At 36.9% G+C, this 19,340-nt stretch carries 14 protein-coding genes and 1 CRISPR repeat array; of the genes, 10 read left to right on the forward strand and 4 right to left on the reverse strand.

What is annotated here, in order from left to right:
• The first annotated feature begins 21 nt into the window (after nucleotides 1-21).
• The 10 genes from AC1RNE_RS04130 (at nucleotide 22) to AC1RNE_RS04175 (ending at nucleotide 7,728) form a co-directional block, all read left to right on the forward strand.
• Entirely contained in the window at nucleotides 22-498 is a 477-nt protein-coding gene (locus AC1RNE_RS04130) for a hypothetical protein (RefSeq protein ID WP_492799766.1), read from the forward strand.
• 426 nt (nucleotides 499-924) lie between these two features.
• Nucleotides 925-2,016, forward strand: a complete 1,092-nt coding sequence (locus AC1RNE_RS04135) for a hypothetical protein (protein WP_492799767.1) — start codon at nucleotides 925-927, stop codon at nucleotides 2,014-2,016.
• Complete coding sequence (locus tag AC1RNE_RS04140; RefSeq protein ID WP_492799768.1) at nucleotides 2,006-2,743, forward strand: hypothetical protein; 738 nt, start codon at nucleotides 2,006-2,008, stop codon at nucleotides 2,741-2,743. The genes AC1RNE_RS04135 and AC1RNE_RS04140 overlap by 11 nt, the downstream gene beginning before the upstream one ends.
• A complete protein-coding gene (locus AC1RNE_RS04145; protein WP_492799769.1) occupies nucleotides 2,736-3,428 on the forward strand; it encodes a hypothetical protein in 693 nt (230 codons plus the stop codon). The genes AC1RNE_RS04140 and AC1RNE_RS04145 overlap by 8 nt, the downstream gene beginning before the upstream one ends.
• Nucleotides 3,429-3,535: 107 nt before the next feature.
• Nucleotides 3,536-4,159 (forward strand): hypothetical protein, encoded by a 624-nt coding sequence (locus AC1RNE_RS04150; RefSeq protein ID WP_492799770.1) that lies wholly within the window; start codon nucleotides 3,536-3,538, stop codon nucleotides 4,157-4,159.
• 2 nt (nucleotides 4,160-4,161) lie between these two features.
• A complete protein-coding gene (locus tag AC1RNE_RS04155; protein WP_492799771.1) occupies nucleotides 4,162-4,548 on the forward strand; it encodes a hypothetical protein in 387 nt (128 codons plus the stop codon).
• The gene (locus AC1RNE_RS04160) at nucleotides 4,548-4,787 is read left to right on the forward strand and encodes a helix-turn-helix domain-containing protein (RefSeq protein WP_492799772.1); all 240 of its coding nucleotides are present in this window, start codon (nucleotides 4,548-4,550) and stop codon (nucleotides 4,785-4,787) included. The genes AC1RNE_RS04155 and AC1RNE_RS04160 overlap by 1 nt, the downstream gene beginning before the upstream one ends.
• Nucleotides 4,753-4,995 (forward strand): hypothetical protein, encoded by a 243-nt coding sequence (locus AC1RNE_RS04165; protein ID WP_492799773.1) that lies wholly within the window; start codon nucleotides 4,753-4,755, stop codon nucleotides 4,993-4,995. Before AC1RNE_RS04160 ends, AC1RNE_RS04165 begins: the two co-directional genes overlap by 35 nt.
• A gap of 98 nt (nucleotides 4,996-5,093) precedes the next feature.
• Entirely contained in the window at nucleotides 5,094-6,920 is a 1,827-nt protein-coding gene (locus tag AC1RNE_RS04170) for a hypothetical protein (RefSeq protein WP_492799774.1), read from the forward strand.
• A 97-nt stretch (nucleotides 6,921-7,017) separates the two neighbouring features.
• Entirely contained in the window at nucleotides 7,018-7,728 is a 711-nt protein-coding gene (locus tag AC1RNE_RS04175; RefSeq protein WP_492799775.1) for a hypothetical protein, read from the forward strand.
• Nucleotides 7,729-7,844: 116 nt separating this feature from the next.
• Nucleotides 7,845-15,536: direct repeats of the CRISPR family, unit length 30 nt; unit sequence GTTTCAATGCCTACATGGTTCGATTCAGAC.
• Nucleotides 15,537-15,752: 216 nt separating this feature from the next.
• Here the strand turns inward: AC1RNE_RS04175 and AC1RNE_RS04180 are convergent.
• The 4 genes from AC1RNE_RS04180 to cmr4 are packed head-to-tail and all read right to left on the reverse strand — an operon-like array spanning nucleotide 15,753 to nucleotide 19,326.
• A complete protein-coding gene (locus tag AC1RNE_RS04180; RefSeq protein ID WP_492799776.1) occupies nucleotides 15,753-16,658 on the reverse strand; it encodes a CRISPR-associated endoribonuclease Cas6 in 906 nt (301 codons plus the stop codon).
• Complete coding sequence (gene cmr6 / locus AC1RNE_RS04185; protein WP_492799777.1) at nucleotides 16,582-17,769, reverse strand: type III-B CRISPR module RAMP protein Cmr6; 1,188 nt, start codon at nucleotides 17,767-17,769, stop codon at nucleotides 16,582-16,584. The genes AC1RNE_RS04180 and cmr6 overlap by 77 nt, the downstream gene beginning before the upstream one ends.
• Nucleotides 17,766-18,368, reverse strand: a complete 603-nt coding sequence (cmr5, locus tag AC1RNE_RS04190) for a type III-B CRISPR module-associated protein Cmr5 (RefSeq protein WP_492799778.1) — start codon at nucleotides 18,366-18,368, stop codon at nucleotides 17,766-17,768. Before cmr5 ends, cmr6 begins: the two co-directional genes overlap by 4 nt.
• Nucleotides 18,361-19,326, reverse strand: a complete 966-nt coding sequence (gene cmr4, locus AC1RNE_RS04195) for a type III-B CRISPR module RAMP protein Cmr4 (RefSeq protein WP_492799779.1) — start codon at nucleotides 19,324-19,326, stop codon at nucleotides 18,361-18,363. Before cmr4 ends, cmr5 begins: the two co-directional genes overlap by 8 nt.
• Nucleotides 19,327-19,340 lie beyond the last annotated feature (14 nt).

Consider the following 19,340-nt stretch of genomic DNA (forward strand, 5'->3'; position numbering starts at 1 on the left):
CAAATTTCAAACAATATCATCATGTACTATATCACAAAAAAAGACAGCGAAACAGGTAAAAAGTTTCAACAAGTATTAGCAATTAAAGACAAGGCTCAAGACAGCCAACACGAAATAGCACTAAAGTATGGTTTTGAACAATGGCGACCAAGTACATGGGCGGTATTTGGTGGCATTTCATCATGTATATTTAAGGAAAAACCGTCAGGTAAAGGGTGGAAAAAGCTTAAAGATACCACCAACGAATATATGCCAGACAACCGTACAACGATTGGCAAAGCTATCAAGGCAGAAATTGACGAGATGCCAATGGTATCACATGAAGAGTTGAACATGGTTATTAATTTTGATTACTTTACAGGACACATTGGGTTTGGTTGGACACATGATGAATACTTTGGGTTTTCGACTAATGAGAAATGGAAAGTCGAAATACCATCCGATTGCGAAGAAGTTACTTTAACACGATACAGAGAGCTTTTCCCAACTATTGAATAAGCATCAAGTTATCGAACAATATTCATTTCTTGCTAAACTATTAAAAACCTTAAGAGCCTCCAACCTCTTGGGGTTTTTCTTTGCCTTTTGAATAGACGTATATATATAAAGGTTCGTATTTTTACCTAAAATCTTACTTTTTATATTTTTTTATTTATCAAAATGGTAAGAATAGTAATAAAAGTAATTTTAAGTTTTTAACTTATTGATTTTCAGCATTTTAATTTTAAAAAAACAAAATCTTACTTTTTTTTAATCAAATTTTTAAAAGTAAGAATAGTAATTAATGGATTTTAAAGCCTTTTTCTTCCCTCCTAACCCTTCGTTTTGCTCATTTTAACAAAATATAGTTATTATTTAAAATATTTTGCGTAATAATGTAAAATACATTAAATTGCCCTTAAATAACATTTAAGCACGATATTGATGAATCTTAATCAAGAAACCACTACGGAAAACACTGAAATTCCGAATAAACTTCCGCAAAATCCAGAATTGGTCAGTAAAATGGGCGATTTTGAGAAAGCAATCAGTAGTGTAGCAAACGAAACTCCTCCAGTTGTAGCATTACCTGTAGAAACTCTTAATAATATGCCCTCTATTGGGGGGCTTGATGTTGGTCAATCTGTATTTGAATCAAGCAAATTAAGTGAAACTGTTTTAAACGGGTCAGAGCCAGTTTTAAACGAAGGTGATGGGGTTTTAAATCCGCCAACGCCAGTTTTAAACTCTTTAATACCAGTTTTAAATGAATCAGAGTCAGTTTTAAACGGAGGTGATACTGTTTTAAATCCGCCAGCTAAATTTGCAGATTTACCACTTGAAAAGGAACACATTGAGCCTCTTAAACCACAACTATTAAAAATTATACAATATGTGAAGGCACAACCAGTGAAATCTGAGAAGGTAGTTTTAAAGCCTGTCGGGATTGATAAAGCCCTCTTTAATGACCTTGTTGTTATTACCAAATTAGGAGGCATCCCAATTAGCCGATATTGCTCCGAAGTCTTGCGTCATCATGAGGATGTTTTAGGGCTTCAACTCATGAAAAATGAGTTATCAGAATTAAAACAGCGTTACAACGAAGCTGTAAACGAAAATTTAAGGCTTTCGATGGACAAAAAGTCTGTTGAAGATTCTGAAAAGCTACTGGTTAATATTTCGCAATCTCATCTTGATTCAAAAGAAAGTTTACAAGTAACCCTTGAGGAAAAACAGAGAGAACTAGACAAGGCAAATGCCACTATATCAAGTCTTAGAAAAGGCATTGAAAGTGTTTCCGAATCGGTTCAAGAGAGTTACAAAGACTATATTGTTAATATCCTTCCAGAAACCCTTTCGTGTGCTTTAAAGGATACCTATGATGAAATTATCTCAATTGTAAAAAGTCATAAGTTACCAAAAGACTTTGATACCGTTGAGATGTTCTTTCAAGAACGTTACCAACGCCACATGGAATTAATCACTAAACAGCAAGAAATTAAAAAGCTTGCAAAATCAAAAAGCAATGAAGCATAAGTATGTAGTTTGTATCTCTAGTGATACGCAATTGAATCAATCAATTCTTGACGAATTAGCATTGTCTCAGAATGTAATTTTTGTGGAAAAAGTTTATTCCGAAATAGAATCCACTAGCGAGTTTGAAAAAGCTTGGCAGAACGGAACAGAAGCTATTACTGAACGTGAAGCTTACTATAACGACCTTAATAAAGTCTTTATGGGAATGATTACGCTTTTACAAAAACAAGGTGTTGTAACTGCTGATGGTCAAATCCACCTTGAGGAATACACAACGGCATCTATTGTTCACTTCGCAACAAAAATAGTTAAGCTTGGCATTAAGGCTTTAAATGATAATGCACAGAAAATCAATAATGAGGTTAAGGAAGCTAAAGAATGCCTTAAAAAAGGCAAAACACCTGAAGGCAACCTCTTAACGCCTGAAGGTCTTGCTCATTATCAAGATGTACTTGATAAGCATCCTGATAAACCTTTTAAAATTGGTGCTGCATTACAAGTTTCAATTGAAATGTTACTTTCTGCTTTGAATAATGCTTTTGACGATGGAGGAAAGGCTATTGATTTTGATTTGCAGCAGGTTCATGATGATATGGCTCCATTAGGCGATATTATGGCTAAATGGTGTTCTAAAGCTGCTTTCGGTTCTCCAGTAGTAATAAATTTTCTTAGAGATGCCAATCTACTAACTGAGGACGATTTGGCGAAATTAGCAACGAATGAATAATGATTTCAACTTGTCAATAGCCGAAAGGATTAAAGATTCGGCTATTGACAAGGCAATTGAGCTAGGGCGTGATACTGTAGAAAGTATAGTGTCACCCATCTATCAATTGCCCAAAAAGGTAGTACCACCGCCAATCGTAGATGATGACGAAGAAGGTCATTATACTTCTTTTGATGAAACGCCTAATCTATTGCCTCCATCTCCTGTAGCTGAAAATACTAAACGTTCAGATGATGAACTAGAACACAGGGCAAAGAATAAATCTAAGATGTGGTCAGAGTTGTTGTCCATCATCCAGATGGCTTCAAAAATGGGTGTGGCTTTTGCATATTTGAACAAAGGAGATAAAGCCTACTTGAATCACTGGAATGCTGAAATTGAGAAGGCTGAAACAGAAGGTTCAAATTTAGCTCTACCGACCAAGTATTATGCTGTTAAAGCTCGTGTAGATGAATTTGAATCTGAAATGTTGAACCTTCAATTAGATGTAGTTGAAGATGATATTACAGAGATGTTATATGAATCTTTCCTCTATGATTTTCAGCAAAAAAACAAGGATAATCAGGTAACACCTTTAAGCCCTTGGGAAGCGTTAGGACAGGCTGCAATCATCATCCTTGGCACTACAGCAAAGCTTTTAATTATTAAAACAGTACTTAAAATTATATCTCAGAAAAATGCTTAATATATATCGCTTCATGTTAATACCAGAACGGGATGCCGTAAACATAACGATGATTGGGGACATGAAAACGGGCAAAACGACCGTGGTAAAGCATTTTTATTGAGACGATGGTAAAGTGCCAAGGAAAACCTGTTTTACTGCTTGACACGGGTCGTCAACAAGACTATGATGACATTAAAGCTATCAAGCTTTCTGACATGAAGGCATGGGGTGAGAATAAGGATAGATTTCAAGAAAGAAATGAGATTGTTAAAGTTCAGATTAGTATTGACCCCGACAAGGCTCGTAACAAGCAAACGGCTGAATTTGATAAATTTTGCGTGTATGCCAACCTCTACCTTTTTAATTGCTGTGTTGTGATTGAGGATGCCCTTAGTTATATCTCTGTTAATCCTCCATCATCATACAAACAGTTGATTCGGAACAGTAGGAACAATGGTATAGACTTATTGCAGAATATGCACGCTCCTGCTGAAATACCGATTGTTTTGTACGATAATACCCAAGTGTTTTTTGTCAAACATACTCAATCAGAATTCCCAAATAAAGCTACAAGAGTAGCACCATTTGGGAAGATTAAGGATGCCTTGGTACGAATGAATGAAATTATTACTGCTCGTGACGATAATCCAAAGTTCTATCATTACGCAAGTATAGAATACATTGCCGACCCTGCGTTCAGGAAACAATATCAATCACTAAATCTTTCAACTCCTTTAGATAGTTTTTAATTATGACCACTGTAGATGTGTACCACGAAAAATTGAATGATTTAGTAAATGTTATCAATAAAATTCAATTACAACCTTTTATTAAAAGTGTTGAAATAATTGAAAATGGTAGTGTTTCACTTGATTTTATTCATCAAAAAACAATCCAAGTTCTCAGCACTGAAAATGCCTGCTACCTTCCTGCTCATGACTTTTTCCTTGAACATCTTGTTGAAGATGCTGAAAATCTAAATGCTTCAATGTTAGAGTATCTTGACCGAAGATTTGAGGCTCTCAATTTTAGGATGTGTTTAATGACAGAGTTGATGTCAGGTTTCCCAGTCGCTTATTTTATCACGATTAGTGATGGCATTGTTTTAGGATTTTTAGTTAAAATGGAGAGTGAATAATGGCATTAAGTTTCGAGAAAAAGTATTCACCATGTTCATTCGGAGACTTCGCTACTAAACTAAATGTGTCGAAGCAAACCTTCTATCTGTGGATTACAAGAGAGGATTGGCACACAATGATTGACTTGGGATACTTACCACATAAAAACCTCTTAGTTCCTGCTGTAGTGAAATACTTGTCAGATAAATTTTTATTAACAGGAGATGAAGAGACACAAAACGAGAAGAAGGCATCCTAAATGTCGTAAAAAAGAATTTACGACAAAAGGTGCTGCTCAAAGGGCTTTAAACGGTATTACGTCTGATGAACATCACAGAGATAAAACGCCATGTCGGTATTATTTCTGTGATGTTTGTTCGAACTATCATCTTACAACTGTAGCAGTATTTAATTCTGAATCTATTCATCTTAAATACATCAAAGAATGGCTACGATTAATCAAATAAAACTATTAATAAGTTGCAAAAAGTCTAATCAAACAATAACAAAGCCTCTATCATTAATTTGGTCGTGATAAAGGTGTATTTATTGACCATTAGACAAAATGAAGAAAATTGTATTTATTGGATTGGGAATCGCTGCACTTATTGGTGTCGTTGTGTTCTATTATTTAAAGTTTAAAAAGAAAAAGCCCACGGCTTTGGTTACTACTCAAGGTAGTCTGATAAGTATGGATGATATACAAGATGTTGTAGCGACCTATCCTGACTTCGTGTATTACCCTCCTGTTAATGTAGTTAACAATGTGGTTGATTATATCGTAGCTGATATTATCGTTCCTATCATGCAAAAGTTGAATCAAATCAACTTAGATTTTCTAGGGGATTTTGATATTCCTTTGCATCCAGTCACGAACGAGCCTGTTTTCTCAAATTTGTATGCTGGTCCCAATTTTAGACAACAAATAGGAAGTCCATTTAGAAAGGGTTATTCTAGTCTTGCACACGGTGTTATGATAGAAGGTGTTGAGATACAAATTAACAATAAGCAGGTGAATTTTATATCAACAATCCCTGCTAAGAAACGTGCAGTTTCTTATGCTGCTCAACCAAATTTAAAGCTTTACAGTGGTGCTACTGCTGCTGATATTTTAAGCGTTGATTATGCTGCTTATAATTATATCGGAGGTGAAATGTCTGGAAATATTGCTACATTTTTCCGTGGTTCAGCAACAAAAGCAGAAATTGGCAATGTGGATTTAGACATCGAAAATGGCATTTTCAACTTACCTGATACCGACCTTGCTAATCGGTTAGTAGCTTTGTACGAACAATTTAAAAGTGGTTGCGAAGCTTATACTAAAGTCACTTTGTTATATCAGGCTTTGCCTATTCAACATGTTGGATTTGGCGTACATAGGCATCATTATACTGACCAACCAACATCGTTCTGGACACAACCTGTGACGATGACCCAAAATGCTATTGATAAGCATTTGCCTACTGGTCTTGTGGGTAAAAGTTTGCATACTTTGCCCTACATTGAATGTCTTTTTGAATTTTATCCGAAATATGAATCAGGTTTGCCTGAAGGGGCAATATTGCTAAATATCGACAATACGCCTCTTAAAAACTTTGCAGGTGTTGATATTTCAGTTTTAAGTCACTTCGGCTTAGAAAGCCCTTCATATTTACACCCTGCTGCTCATATTGCAGCTGGTATTCAAGTGAATAAAAGGCATCTGAATGGCAAAACATTACGCCTTCAGACAAGCGTTTTTAATTTAGGAGGCAATGGCTATTATTATGGTCATGTCGCTGAAAATCAACCACGAAATACGTTATTAAAACAAAGTAATGATGGGATGGGTCGTTACGCTCTTCCTATTCGTATGGTTCAATACAATGCAATGATTGCGTTCTTCTCAGGTGCTAAATTTTATAACTGGGATGCTACTAACGTGATTGTTCCTATTAATCGCTCAGAAGGCGAATATGTTGCTCAAAACGAGAATGAAACAAGTAGGAAAGATTATACAGGAGTGGCGGCTCAACAAGCAGTGGTTAAAAGGCTTTGTTGGCAAAAACACGCTGTAGGCAATCGGTTGGTATCTGTGAGTGATTTAATTGATGAAACAGAGATTTATACCGACCAACGAACTAAAGTTAATTATCTCACTGTTCCGAATTTCTCAGTTCCAAAATACATAGATGGCTTGGACTGGAAAGAGTTTAAATTGTCCCCTGTACTCTCAATTGTCAATGAATCTAAAAGATTAGTCGCTATCCTACATTTTCAAGCCTTCAATTGCGAGCAAAGTGTCCTTGATTATCATTATGACGAAAATGGTTTTAGCTTTCAAAAAAGACTACAAACGCCTCCTGATACTATCAATGTTTCAATCTTTGAATTAAGGGAGGTAATGCAGTAAAATACCATCAATACAGAAGTCTAATTCTAAATAATAAACACCTCTATCATTTAATTTTGGTCATGTTAGAGGTTTATTTATTGACCAAATTAGACACATGAAAAAAGGATTATTTATTGCCATAGCTATTGCTTTAATAGGAGCTGTAGTCTATTTTATTTTGATGATTAAGAAGAACAATGCAAGTACAACTGCAAGTACTTCAGATGTTGCTGCTACAAATGAAACGAAAACTAAACCCACCACATTATTAGGTAAGGTTGCAGAGTTTTTTAATGTCAAATTGCCAACCTCTAATCCATCTGGAGGTAATACAAGTACAGGTAATAATGTTAATACTGGCTCAGGCACTAATACTAATTATAATACTGGTACTGCCACAGGAAGTGGAACAAACGTCCCTGTAATTTCGGGTGGTTCTGAACAGATTGTTGGATTCACGTACAATGGTGGACAATTGCTTTATAAAGTGTACAATGGACAATCGTTGCCCATTGGTGGTTATGCCTTTCTAGCAAACGGAACAGTGTTGTACACTGCTGGTCTCACTTATTCTTTTGAAGTGAATGAGTATGTAGATGTTGTAGTGCCTTCACAGGTTGAATATAACAGTGCAGGGGTTAATGTCAAATTAAAACTTGGTCGTTTCCAAGTTTCTGGAACATGGGTTGATGTGTATCAGCAAAACAAGAATGTTGACCTCTCAAATTATCCAAATGTAGTGGGTTTTTTGATAGATGGAGCTATGGTATACAGCTCATTGATTAATGAAGGGCAACCTAATGAGTATGCTATTTATTATTTGTAATGTTGAATAAATAACAAAGGTTGTATCATTATCAAAATACAACCTTTGCTTTTATTAGATGATTTAAATCTTTTACTTCAGGATTTAGTCAATCTTAAAGAATTTTCACTCCCAGAGTTTCAATACCTACACGGTTCGATTCAGACTATTCAATTTTGACAAGGTTAAATTCAATTCTCCTTAGTTTCAATGCCTACACTGTTCGATTCAGACCAAAAGAAAACAGTTACACCCGTACCCGCTAGCACGGTTTCAATACCTACACGGTTCGATTCAGACAATAATAGATCTCTTTTGTGGTGCAGGTGGTACAACCACGTTTCAATGCCTACACGGTTCGATTCAGACTGTAAATGACTACATCAAAGTAACTACAACTATAAAGTTTCAATGCCTACACGGTTCGATTCAGACAAGGTAAAAAGGTTCCTTTGAATAAACCAATGAGGTTTCAATGCCTACACGGTTCGATTCAGACAGTGAAGGGGAAATTGTTGATTTAGGAGTTTGGACGTTTCAATGCCTACACGGTTCGATTCAGACTCTGCATAATTATCAAAAGCTTTTGTGTCAACACTATCGTTTCAATGCCTACACGCTTCGATTCAGACCGTGTCAACTGCCTCGGTTATATGGCTCGCTTCTTCGTTTCAATGCCTACACGCTTCGATTCAGACGATATACAAAAAGAAAGATGGTACATTTTCTTGGAGTTTCAATGCCTACACGGTTCGATTCAGACGTGGGTATGACCAAGCAAAGGGTTTGGCTTCCAGAGTTTCAATGCCTACATGGTTCGATTCAGACGTATTTTGTACGACTATTACGGGCGCGCTATCCGTGTTTCAATGCCTACATGGTTCGATTCAGACCGTGCAGGTGGCATTGCCATCATTGCTGGAATTGTTATGTTTCAATGCCTACATGGTTCGATTCAGACAGTCATTTCAAATTCATATCTCTTTCTTGTGTCTTTTGTTTCAATGCCTACATGGTTCGATTCAGACAATAACGATGGCAGTAAAAAAACCAGTAACAGATATGTTTCAATGCCTACATGGTTCGATTCAGACATTTCAATGTTGCGAGACCGTTAAGCGGTTCTCAAGTTTCAATGCCTACATGGTTCGATTCAGACATAGCACGTTTTTATCGTGTCCCTTTGCATAAAATGTTTCAATGCCTACATGGTTCGATTCAGACGTGGAATTTTTGTTAAATCTTTTGCCGATTTGTATGTTTCAATGCCTACATGGTTCGATTCAGACAAGATATCATCATCGTTTTGAAGATGATATTGAAATAGTTTCAATGCCTACATGGTTCGATTCAGACCCTGTAACAGTCCCAACCGTTTCAACATCAGCTAAGGTTTCAATGCCTACATGGTTCGATTCAGACAGAAGCCCACACGCTTAGAAGTATTATCCATTGCTCGTTTCAATGCCTACATGGTTCGATTCAGACGAAAAGCAATTAGAGTTCTATTCTAAGCAAGAAAATGTTTCAATGCCTACATGGTTCGATTCAGACACCACAGTTTTAGAACTGAAACAAAAGACCACCCAAGAGTTTCAATGCCTACATGGTTCGATTCAGACTACAACATCAAGCTCACCTATTTTTGGATTACTACTGTTTCAATGCCTACATGGTTCGATTCAGACTGTCCCAAGCACAAGAAACGATAGAAGGTATTATAGTTCCAATGCCTACATGGTTCGATTCAGACTAAAATAAAGAAATGGCAACAACGGTCAGATTTTTGTTTCAATGCCTACATGGTTCGATTCAGACGTAATAAATGAAATCATAAGCTTTTAGAAAATTCACGTTTCAATGCCTACATGGTTCGAATCAGACTTCAGACGGCAATAATTACGAAAATTGCTTAGTTACTTGTTTCAATGCCTACATGGTTCGATTCAGACAGAATATCAAGTTAACAAATATATTATCGTTAACCGTGTTTCAATGCCTACATGGTTCGATTCAGACTGCTAGTTTTGAATTTATTAATTCAATTGCAGGGTTGTTTCAATGCCTACATGGTTCGATTCAGACTGTAAGAGAAGAGGCTAACAGACCCGACTATATAGCCGGTTTCAATGCCTACATGGTTCGATTCAGACTTTAACACTCGTTCCCTTTTTCATCAAAAGAACAAAGTTTCAATGCCTACATGGTTCGATTCAGACAAAAAACGAAAGTAGAATTGCCACCACTATAATGGTTTCAATGCCTACATGGTTCGATTCAGACTTCAAAAAACAAAGGCAGTAACGGAGGAAGAGAAAGGTTTCAATGCCTACATGGTTCGATTCAGACACTAGAACGAATTCTCACACCATTTGCAGTGATATAATAGTTTCAATGCCTACATGGTTCGATTCAGACGATAACGGGGTATGTTGAGGGGGTTGCGTATGACTTGTTTCAATGCCTACATGGTTCGATTCAGACAAAGCAAGATTGGTTTAAGAGAATTATGCTCGGAAGTTTCAATGCCTACATGGTTCGATTCAGACTCAGCAGATGCGAAGGTTAAAGTAATAGGCAACATGTTTCAATGCCTACATGGTTCGATTCAGACTTGTAAAGAGAAAGAGTATTAAAAATAGTTTTTTCAGTTTCAATGCCTACATGGTTCAATTCAGACACTTCGCGCAGTTCGGAAGTAAACCCACGGTTAAGTTTCAATGCCTACATGGTTCAATTCAGACCTATCAACACCCCTAACACTAAACCCGTTGTGATTTTGTTTCAATGCCTACATGGTTCGATTCAGACTGAACGGGTTCAAATCGTATGACGATACAGTAACAAAGTTTCAATGCCTACATGGTTCGATTCAGACTTTACAAAGCATGATACTGAAGACATTTCAGACAAGTTTCAATGCCTACATGGTTCGATTCAGACTATGCACATCAGGGCTTTTGTTTTATCCCACGAAAGTTTCAATGCCTACATGGTTCGATTCAGACGAGCCGTATAGCATCATCTAAAACGTATTATCCACGTTTCAATGCCTACATGGTTCGATTCAGACTCGCTACGGATAACCTTTCTTTTACATTGAAAAAAGACGTTTCAATGCCTACATGGTTCGATTCAGACACTTCATGGAATTCAAATTCCGCCTTTTTACCTACATGTTTCAATGCCTACATGATTCGATTCAGACAAAGCACAATTGGCGATGGACTTTACTGGTTACTTTTGTTTCAATGCCTACATGGTTCGATTCAGACTAGAAGCGACCATTAACGACCAAAAGAAAGCGTTATGTTTCAATGCCTACATGGTTCGATTCAGACACAAATAATTTCCCCTTCTGTACCTTCAATTTTGAGTTTCAATGCCTACATGGTTCGATTCAGACTAGATGGTACGGAAATCTATACCGACCAACGTACAAGTTTCAATGCCTACATGGTTCGATTCAGACGAATAGTAGCGATATGAAAAAGATTAATTTTGCTTAGTTTCAATGCCTACATGGTTCGATTCAGACTACCGTAAAACCTAAAACATATTTAGCGGGTAAATTAGTTTCAATGCCTACATGGTTCGATTCAGACCAAATATTGTAAATACTTATAAGTCAGGTACTGTTTGTTTCAATGCCTACATGGTTCGATTCAGACCTCGAAGGGTTCGACGACTGGACAGACCCCGCAAACGTTTCAATGCCTACATGGTTCGATTCAGACTGATGCGGTAAAGCATTCAGCAAGTGGTTTTGAAAAGTTTCAATGCCTACATGGTTCGATTCAGACATGAAGAAAGAATCAATGCTCTTTTTGATGCTACCGAGTTTCAATGCCTACATGGTTCGATTCAGACTTAAATAAATATCAGCCTCTTACGCTTTCAGTTGTTACGTTTCAATGCCTACATGGTTCGATTCAGACAACAAGGTAAACGTAAATCGTCAACGCTTAACGCTTGTTTCAATGCCTACATGGTTCGATTCAGACGATTGTAATTTCTCAACAGATGATTCAATATGTGAGTTTCAATGCCTACATGGTTCGATTCAGACAATATACCAGAGGGCATATATTATGCCAAGTTAAGCGAGTTTCAATGCCTACATGGTTCGATTCAGACTGTTTTTGATAATATTCAAACGTCGGTAATTAATGCGTTTCAATGCCTACATGGTTCGATTCAGACCTTCTGCTTCATCTTCGGGTGTAACCACTTTTACGGAGTTTCAATGCCTACATGGTTCGATTCAGACTGTAAAGTGTATCATTTTTAAATTTTATATATATGTTTCAATGCCTACATGGTTCGATTCAGACTACATTTACGGCTTAAAATCATTCCCCCCAAACGGGGTTTCAATGCCTACATGGTTCGATTCAGACAACAAGACCGTACAGATAAAGGCAGATTTTACGAGGGTTTCAATGCCTACATGGTTCGATTCAGACGTGGAAAGAAAATTCTACGAATACGGTTAGCCAATTGTTTCAATGCCTACATGGTTCGATTCAGACAACAAGACCGTACAGATAAAGGCAGATTTTACGAGGGTTTCAATGCCTACATGGTTCGATTCAGACGTGGAAACATACGGGGGTTTGTGCTGCTTATTTGGCGTTTCAATGCCTACATGGTTCGATTCAGACAGTTGGAGATGTACTTTCAATTTTAGGGGCTTATGCGTTTCAATGCCTACATGGTTCGATTCAGACATTGAAAAGTGTACTGAAAGTCTTATTAACCTCAAAAGTTTCAATGCCTACATGGTTCGATTCAGACACCAAATACGAAACGGTTAGGGGAATTAGCAACGAGTTTCAATGCCTACATGGTTCGATTCAGACAGCGTTACTATCGCAATCAGTACTATAATCTCAAAGTTTCAATGCCTACATGGTTCGATTCAGACGCCCAACGATAAATTTAAGCTCTATAATAAAAATGTTTCAATGCCTACACGGTTCGATTCAGACTAAACATATTCTCCGCATCAGCCATAATCTCAGCCAGTTTCAATGCCTACACGGTTCGATTCAGACTCGATAAGTTCTAAAATACTTTAAATCACATATCAGTTTCAATGCCTACACGGTTCGATTCAGACTGAACCCACCTGCTGGGACTGTTTTAGTTTATGTGAAGTTTCAATGCCTACACGGTTCGATTCAGACACAAAAAAGTTTCTAGCATCGTTCTGACGATTTTCGTTTCAATGCCTACACGGTTCGATTCAGACCATCTTACTAATTGCTGACCTCATCACGGGTATGAGTTTCAATGCCTACACGGTTCGATTCAGACCCTAAACGATTATGATATTACTGCTATCATTTCGTCGTTTCAATGCCTACACGGTTCGATTCAGACCCTAAACGATTATGATATTACTGCTATCATTTCGTCGTTTCAATGCCTACACGGTTCGATTCAGACAATGAAAAGTAAAACTGTTGATAGAAGTGATATTCGGTTTCAATGCCTACACGGTTCGATTCAGACAGAATAGCATTGAAATGAGATACGTGTACAATTCACGTTTCAATGCCTACACGGTTCGATTCAGACGCATAGTGGATGAAAAAGTACATAGTGTTTATGGAGATGTTTCAATGCCTACACGGTTCGATTCAGACAGAAAGCAGGAAGCTTTCAAGTTATCTGTTTACGCGTTTCAATGCCTACACGGTTCGATTCAGACGTTGCGAACAAAAAAACAACCTTAGAAAAAGGTTCGTTTCAATGCCTACACGGTTCGATTCAGACACCTCTTTAGAGAGATCATTTATCATTTTTTTACCATGTTTCAATGCCTACACGGTTCGATTCAGACTCCTGCAATGTTTCGCCCTGCTGTCATGTCTGCCATGTTTCAATGCCTACACGGTTCGATTCAGACGAACAACAGTATCAGTTTTATTTGAACCTATCCAAACGTTTCAATGCCTACACGGTTCGATTCAGACATAGCATACGGTCTTTAGTTTCCTTTCGTTCCAACAGTTTCAATGCCTACACGGTTCGATTCAGACTTTTATCAAGCACGTTAACCCCCTCCGTGTCTAGGTTGTTTCAATGCCTACACGGTTCGATTCAGACTAGATATTATAGATTGCCGCGACGAAATTATACAGTTTCAATGCCTACACGGTTCGATTCAGACAAAACGCCATCCTAGCCAGACAAAAACGGCTAAAAGTTTCAATGCCTACACGGTTCGATTCAGACATTGTGGCTTATTATGAAGGGGAGAAACCTTGTTGTTTCAATGCCTACACGGTTCGATTCAGACGAAACATACGAATTTATTGATGAATGTTCAAAACACGTTTCAATGCCTACACGGTTCGATTCAGACATTACCTTCATCATCATTTAACTGCAAATCAAAATCTGTTTCAATGCCTACACGGTTCGATTCAGACACCATTTCCACCGCTTTGCACCTTTTTGATACCGTAGTTTCAATGCCTACACGGTTCGATTCAGACAACAGTTAAGTCTAGCGAAATGTATGATTATGAGGCTGTTTCAATGCCTACACGGTTCGATTCAGACGTAGTTTATGTGACTATAACTCTTTGACATTCAGGAGTTTCAATGCCTACACGGTTCGATTCAGACGAAGAGTTTTTCAGTAATGTAGAATTGCCGACTGAAGTTTCAATGCCTACACGGTTCGATTCAGACCAGCGGTAAAAACGTACAAAATAGCATGAAAAACTAGTTTCAATGCCTACACGGTTCGATTCAGACTGTAAAAACAATCCAGTCTTCAAGGTTGCTTGTGTGTTTCAATGCCTACACGGTTCGATTCAGACGCTGAGGCGAATCGTTCACTTTTGAAGAAATTGACGTTTCAATGCCTACACGGTTCGATTCAGACTTTGGGTTGAAATGTTTAGAAATAATTTAGTTAATGCGTTTCAATGCCTACACGGTTCGATTCAGACAGTTATAGCTATGTGAGTCGGGATTCAGATTGCACGTTTCAATGCCTACACGGTTCGATTCAGACGTTTATGAATCGCTAACCATGAAAACGATATAAACAGTTTCAATGCCTACACGGTTCGATTCAGACCCAGACACGTTTCGGCAATATTAAGTCCGTTTTACGTTTCAATGCCTACACGGTTCGATTCAGACATGATGATCTTGTAAATGTTTCGGCCGCACAAATGAGTTTCAATGCCTACACGGTTCGATTCAGACAGGCAAATAAAATAGTATTCTCAGAGAGAACTATCCGTTTCAATGCCTACACGGTTCGATTCAGACAGCATTCGCAACCATCATTTGTGCGGCCGAAACATTTCGTTTCAATGCCTACACGGTTCGATTCAGACTAGAAAGATTGACAGACAACTAACTATTCCAAGAATTGTTTCAATGCCTACACGGTTCGATTCAGACTGCATAAAAATTATTACAGTCAACTAGCGCTATCAGTTTCAATGCCTACACGGTTCGATTCAGACGAGAAGGTTCATGAAAGTGCCAAAAAAAGAGAGTTAAGTTTCAATGCCTACACGGTTCGATTCAGACATTAAGCCTTGCATGAAGCTGGTGAGATGTTCAAAACTGTTTCAATGCCTACACGGTTCGATTCAGACAAAAGCCTCATGTTCCCGATAGTCTTTACCTACATACGTTTCAATGCCTACACGGTTCGATTCAGACTTTACAGAAGTTAGCCCGTTTTGATTATAGTACTCGTTTCAATGCCTACACGGTTCGATTCAGACTGTTTGTTAATATCAAAAGTATTCGTATATTTGTAAGTTTCAATGCCTACACGGTTCGATTCAGACTCGTTACAAAAATGGCTATTTTAAGCAAATTGAAGGCTTTTTTGTAACTATTTTTTCAAAAAAAATCGTCGATATGGAGTAATATGAATTACCCCAGCCTTCGACGACATTTGATAATAAGTACTTTACTTAAATTAACAATATACAAGTTGTCTTTTTTATCAATATTTCAAGGAACGTTTAGGACACGACGACTTTTATTTAGTTCTCGTTCCTTCAGACTATATTCGTATAACCGCAACCCATTGCACAGAATCTGCCAAAACCGCCTAAATATCCTGCATTTAGGATGATACTTGGGGCGGTAACTTCAAATGTAAATTTGTCATAACCTATTACTTTCATTTCTTCCTTTTTTTTGCCCTCTTTTACAAGAAATCCACTTTTCTTAATATGTGCTGCCTCTGTTAGAAGTTTAAATTGCACCAAACTTTGAGCGGTGGAAGTATCTAACATCAAACCTCCATTTTCTTGTAGAGAACGATACCTGTCTATTAAATTAATGGCAAATATTTGTCCAAATCTGATGTCATCTGGTGAAATGTATTCACTCTTTGAATCTGAATCAAAAGCCATCACCATTGGCGATGAAGTCTCAAATTGTTTTGTAACAATGGTAAAGCCATCTTTTGATAAATCAGGTACAGCCAAAGTTTCGATTCTTTCTACAATGAAATCTGCTTGGTAAGTTTTGTTGTAAATACTTAGTGATTGAGATTGAAATACGCCTATAATAAAGTTTTTAGCAGCACTATCAATATAAAAGGAAACAACTAATTCAAGGTTATCGCTTGACAATTCTATACAATCATCACCTTGCTTGATTGGTACAATTTTGCCAAGTTTAAGTGAGGAAAATGTAAAGTGTTTAAAAGACTTTGTACTATCCGCTACATGATACCCCTCGTTATGTAGAAAATTAGCATAGGTACTATCAGCACGATACAAAAGCCCGTACATCCACGCCTGAATGGCATATTGGTAATTAAAAATAAGCTTTTGTCCATCTCTAACTGTACGAAGATGTAATTTGAAACGCATAGGTTTAATGTTGTTTTGGTTCATCAAAATAGCCATAGCCAGCGGCTGTTTTAGCACCGATGCCGTGGTTGGTGAGGGCATCTTGGAGCCAATCTTTAATCGTTTTATCTTTAAGCTTATTACTTTTACTATTCAGTTCCGATGAACCTATAAAGAAAATAAACGGGCTTTCCGTAACTGTTAAAAATGGAATAGGATTTGGTGATTGTGTATCAGTGGGTGGTTCAACTCCTTGATAATATTTAGGATAATGCACATTCATAATATCAGGTTCTAATCTTGGTTTTTCGTTGGGAAAAGAATCGAAAAATACCAACTTGCCAGCACTTGATTGACTCCCAAACCATTTTACGAAAGTATCATCATCTTTATCATGAAGGGCTGAATGCTCATCATTATTATACTCATTAAGAATAATCCAACTACGAACAACGCCCTTTATTGAACTTGCAGGAATGTATGGAAGACCATAAATATGGTGCAAGGTCATAGAGGTTTCATACACAGAATGCCCTCCGAGTCCTACTACTAAATGATAGCTTGGAATTAGTTTTAACTCAACAACATTTTCACCAAATAACACTTTCGCATTATTACGATGACGTTTGTTGAGGTCTGAAAACTTATTTTCTAATATGCCAAAGTTTTCTTTGATTTCAAACTTTCCAAGGATAACATTCTTTTTTTTGTCTTTACGCTCTTGAGCATTAAAAAATAAAAACTTATTTTCGCCTTTTTCATTTACTGTCCAGCGAGAAAACTTGTTCAATTTTAAATAAAAGTTGTCAATATCTTTATCATTAATTCTTATTTGCCTTACATCCGATGGTACTTTACAGTCTTTTAGAGAAAAGCTATCCTGAGGAAGTTTCGTTCTAGTTTTATTTTCCATGGACTCATTCACTGGCTCTTTAGCATTCATTGCTTCGTTAATCTGTGACTTAAAATCAAGAGAAGGACTTTTTACCACACTCTTTACCTCTTCTATGGGGATATACTTTTTATGATAGATATTTTCTCCATCTATTATTATGGACTGTCCCTTGAAATATTCACAAGGCATTCCATCTAAGGCTTGAATAGTAGGATTTACTTCTAAATCTGTTATTTTAATAATCTGCCCATCTGCTCGTTTGATACCAGCTACAAGTTTGCCGTTTTCATTTAGTATGATAAATATGCCTTTTTTCATGGTTCTTGAATTATTTCATCTCCTTCAATTAAACCTTCTGCAAATCGGCGAAGCCAATTAAATAATGCAAGTACTTCGTTGGTAACCGCACGATATTGACCGCTGTTTAATTGAATAACAACTTCTGATAGCTCTCCATTCTTATTGTCAATTAGATAATTATTATCTGAAGTTTTTAGCCAGTTATCAACTTGATTATAAATCAATGCCCAAGCATTTCCATCTTTTTTCTTTGACATAATAAATGCTAATGTTGCTCCTAAACCACTTGTTTTTACCATCATGGGAGTTTTTTTCACATAAGCTTTGTACTCTTTACCAAACTTCTCGTAATGTTCGCCAAGTTTTTTTTTAAAACCCTCTAACTGTTTGTCTTTGGAAGGATTGATTAAGAAATCATCTACAGTTTTGCTATTGATTAAATTATCTTTTAAATCTTTTTCAAATTTCTTTTTAAAAGAAGTTGCAAAAAGAAAAGCATTATTTGTTGTTTTATTATCGTTGTCGTATTTGAAATCTTTTAGTAGTAAAGCTTGATTAGCACATTTGTAAGCATAATCTGCTCTACCTTGTTCGATTCCATTAATTGCCTTAGCCATTATTTACCTCCTTTTCTGTTAGTAATGATTTTACAACTCGTACAATACCTTTGCCTAGTGTAGCATTGCCTCCAATTTGAATTACATCAGGCAGTGCCGTAGCAAAATAGTTCATAACATCATCGTCAGTTTGAAGAATCGCCTCTTTCTTCTTATCTTCTTTTAAAAACACTGGACTTGCCATGACCAAACTATACATGATACTCTCAGCAGGAAGAAACTCTTCGGTAAATAATGCACCTGATTGTACTGTACCAGTTTCATTATTAATTTTAGTCCTCGTGATTACTTCGGTACTTAGGTTGACAAAATCTTTAAAATCGTCATTTGACAAAATAACTATATCAGTTTTGAGTTTATCTTTCCAAAAGCCATCGGTAATTAGCTCAGAAAGCCATTCACCAAGTGCTTTATCGCCTACTTTAATATCATAAGGATCTTCAGTAGTGAAAGCATATTCCTCTAAGACAATTTTTTTACTACCAAGTTTCAGCGTAGTATTATCAAGTGCAAGACAATTATTAGAACTAGGTTCTTTAATAGAAAAATTAACTGTTATTCCTGTTAAAGACATATCACGCTTAAACTGGTCTAATACTTTATAGCAAGTAATCCATGCAAAGACACCTTTCACACTTTTTACAGGAAAAAGTAATAAACGAGCATCTGAAAAGCCTAACGCACCAGCGTGTGCATCACCATCTTCTGGACCAAAAGCTAAAGCAACACATTTTTTTTTATCATTAGCGTTATGCGTTTTTCCTTTGGTTGTAAAATTCATGTTGTTTTGTTCAACAGCTTCTCTAATAGCACCTTTAAAAGAAGAACCTTCAATTTTAGGGAAAGAAGTATGTCGTTCTCGTTGAATAGGTAAATCAACTATACCCAAATCTGAGCCACTTCCTGCATGCAAGGGTGTTTCACAGATAAAAAATAGGGGTTTGGCGTTTTTGTACATATTGTTGTTGGGCT

The organism is Arcicella sp. GW822-FHT02H01 (assembly GCF_058802005.1).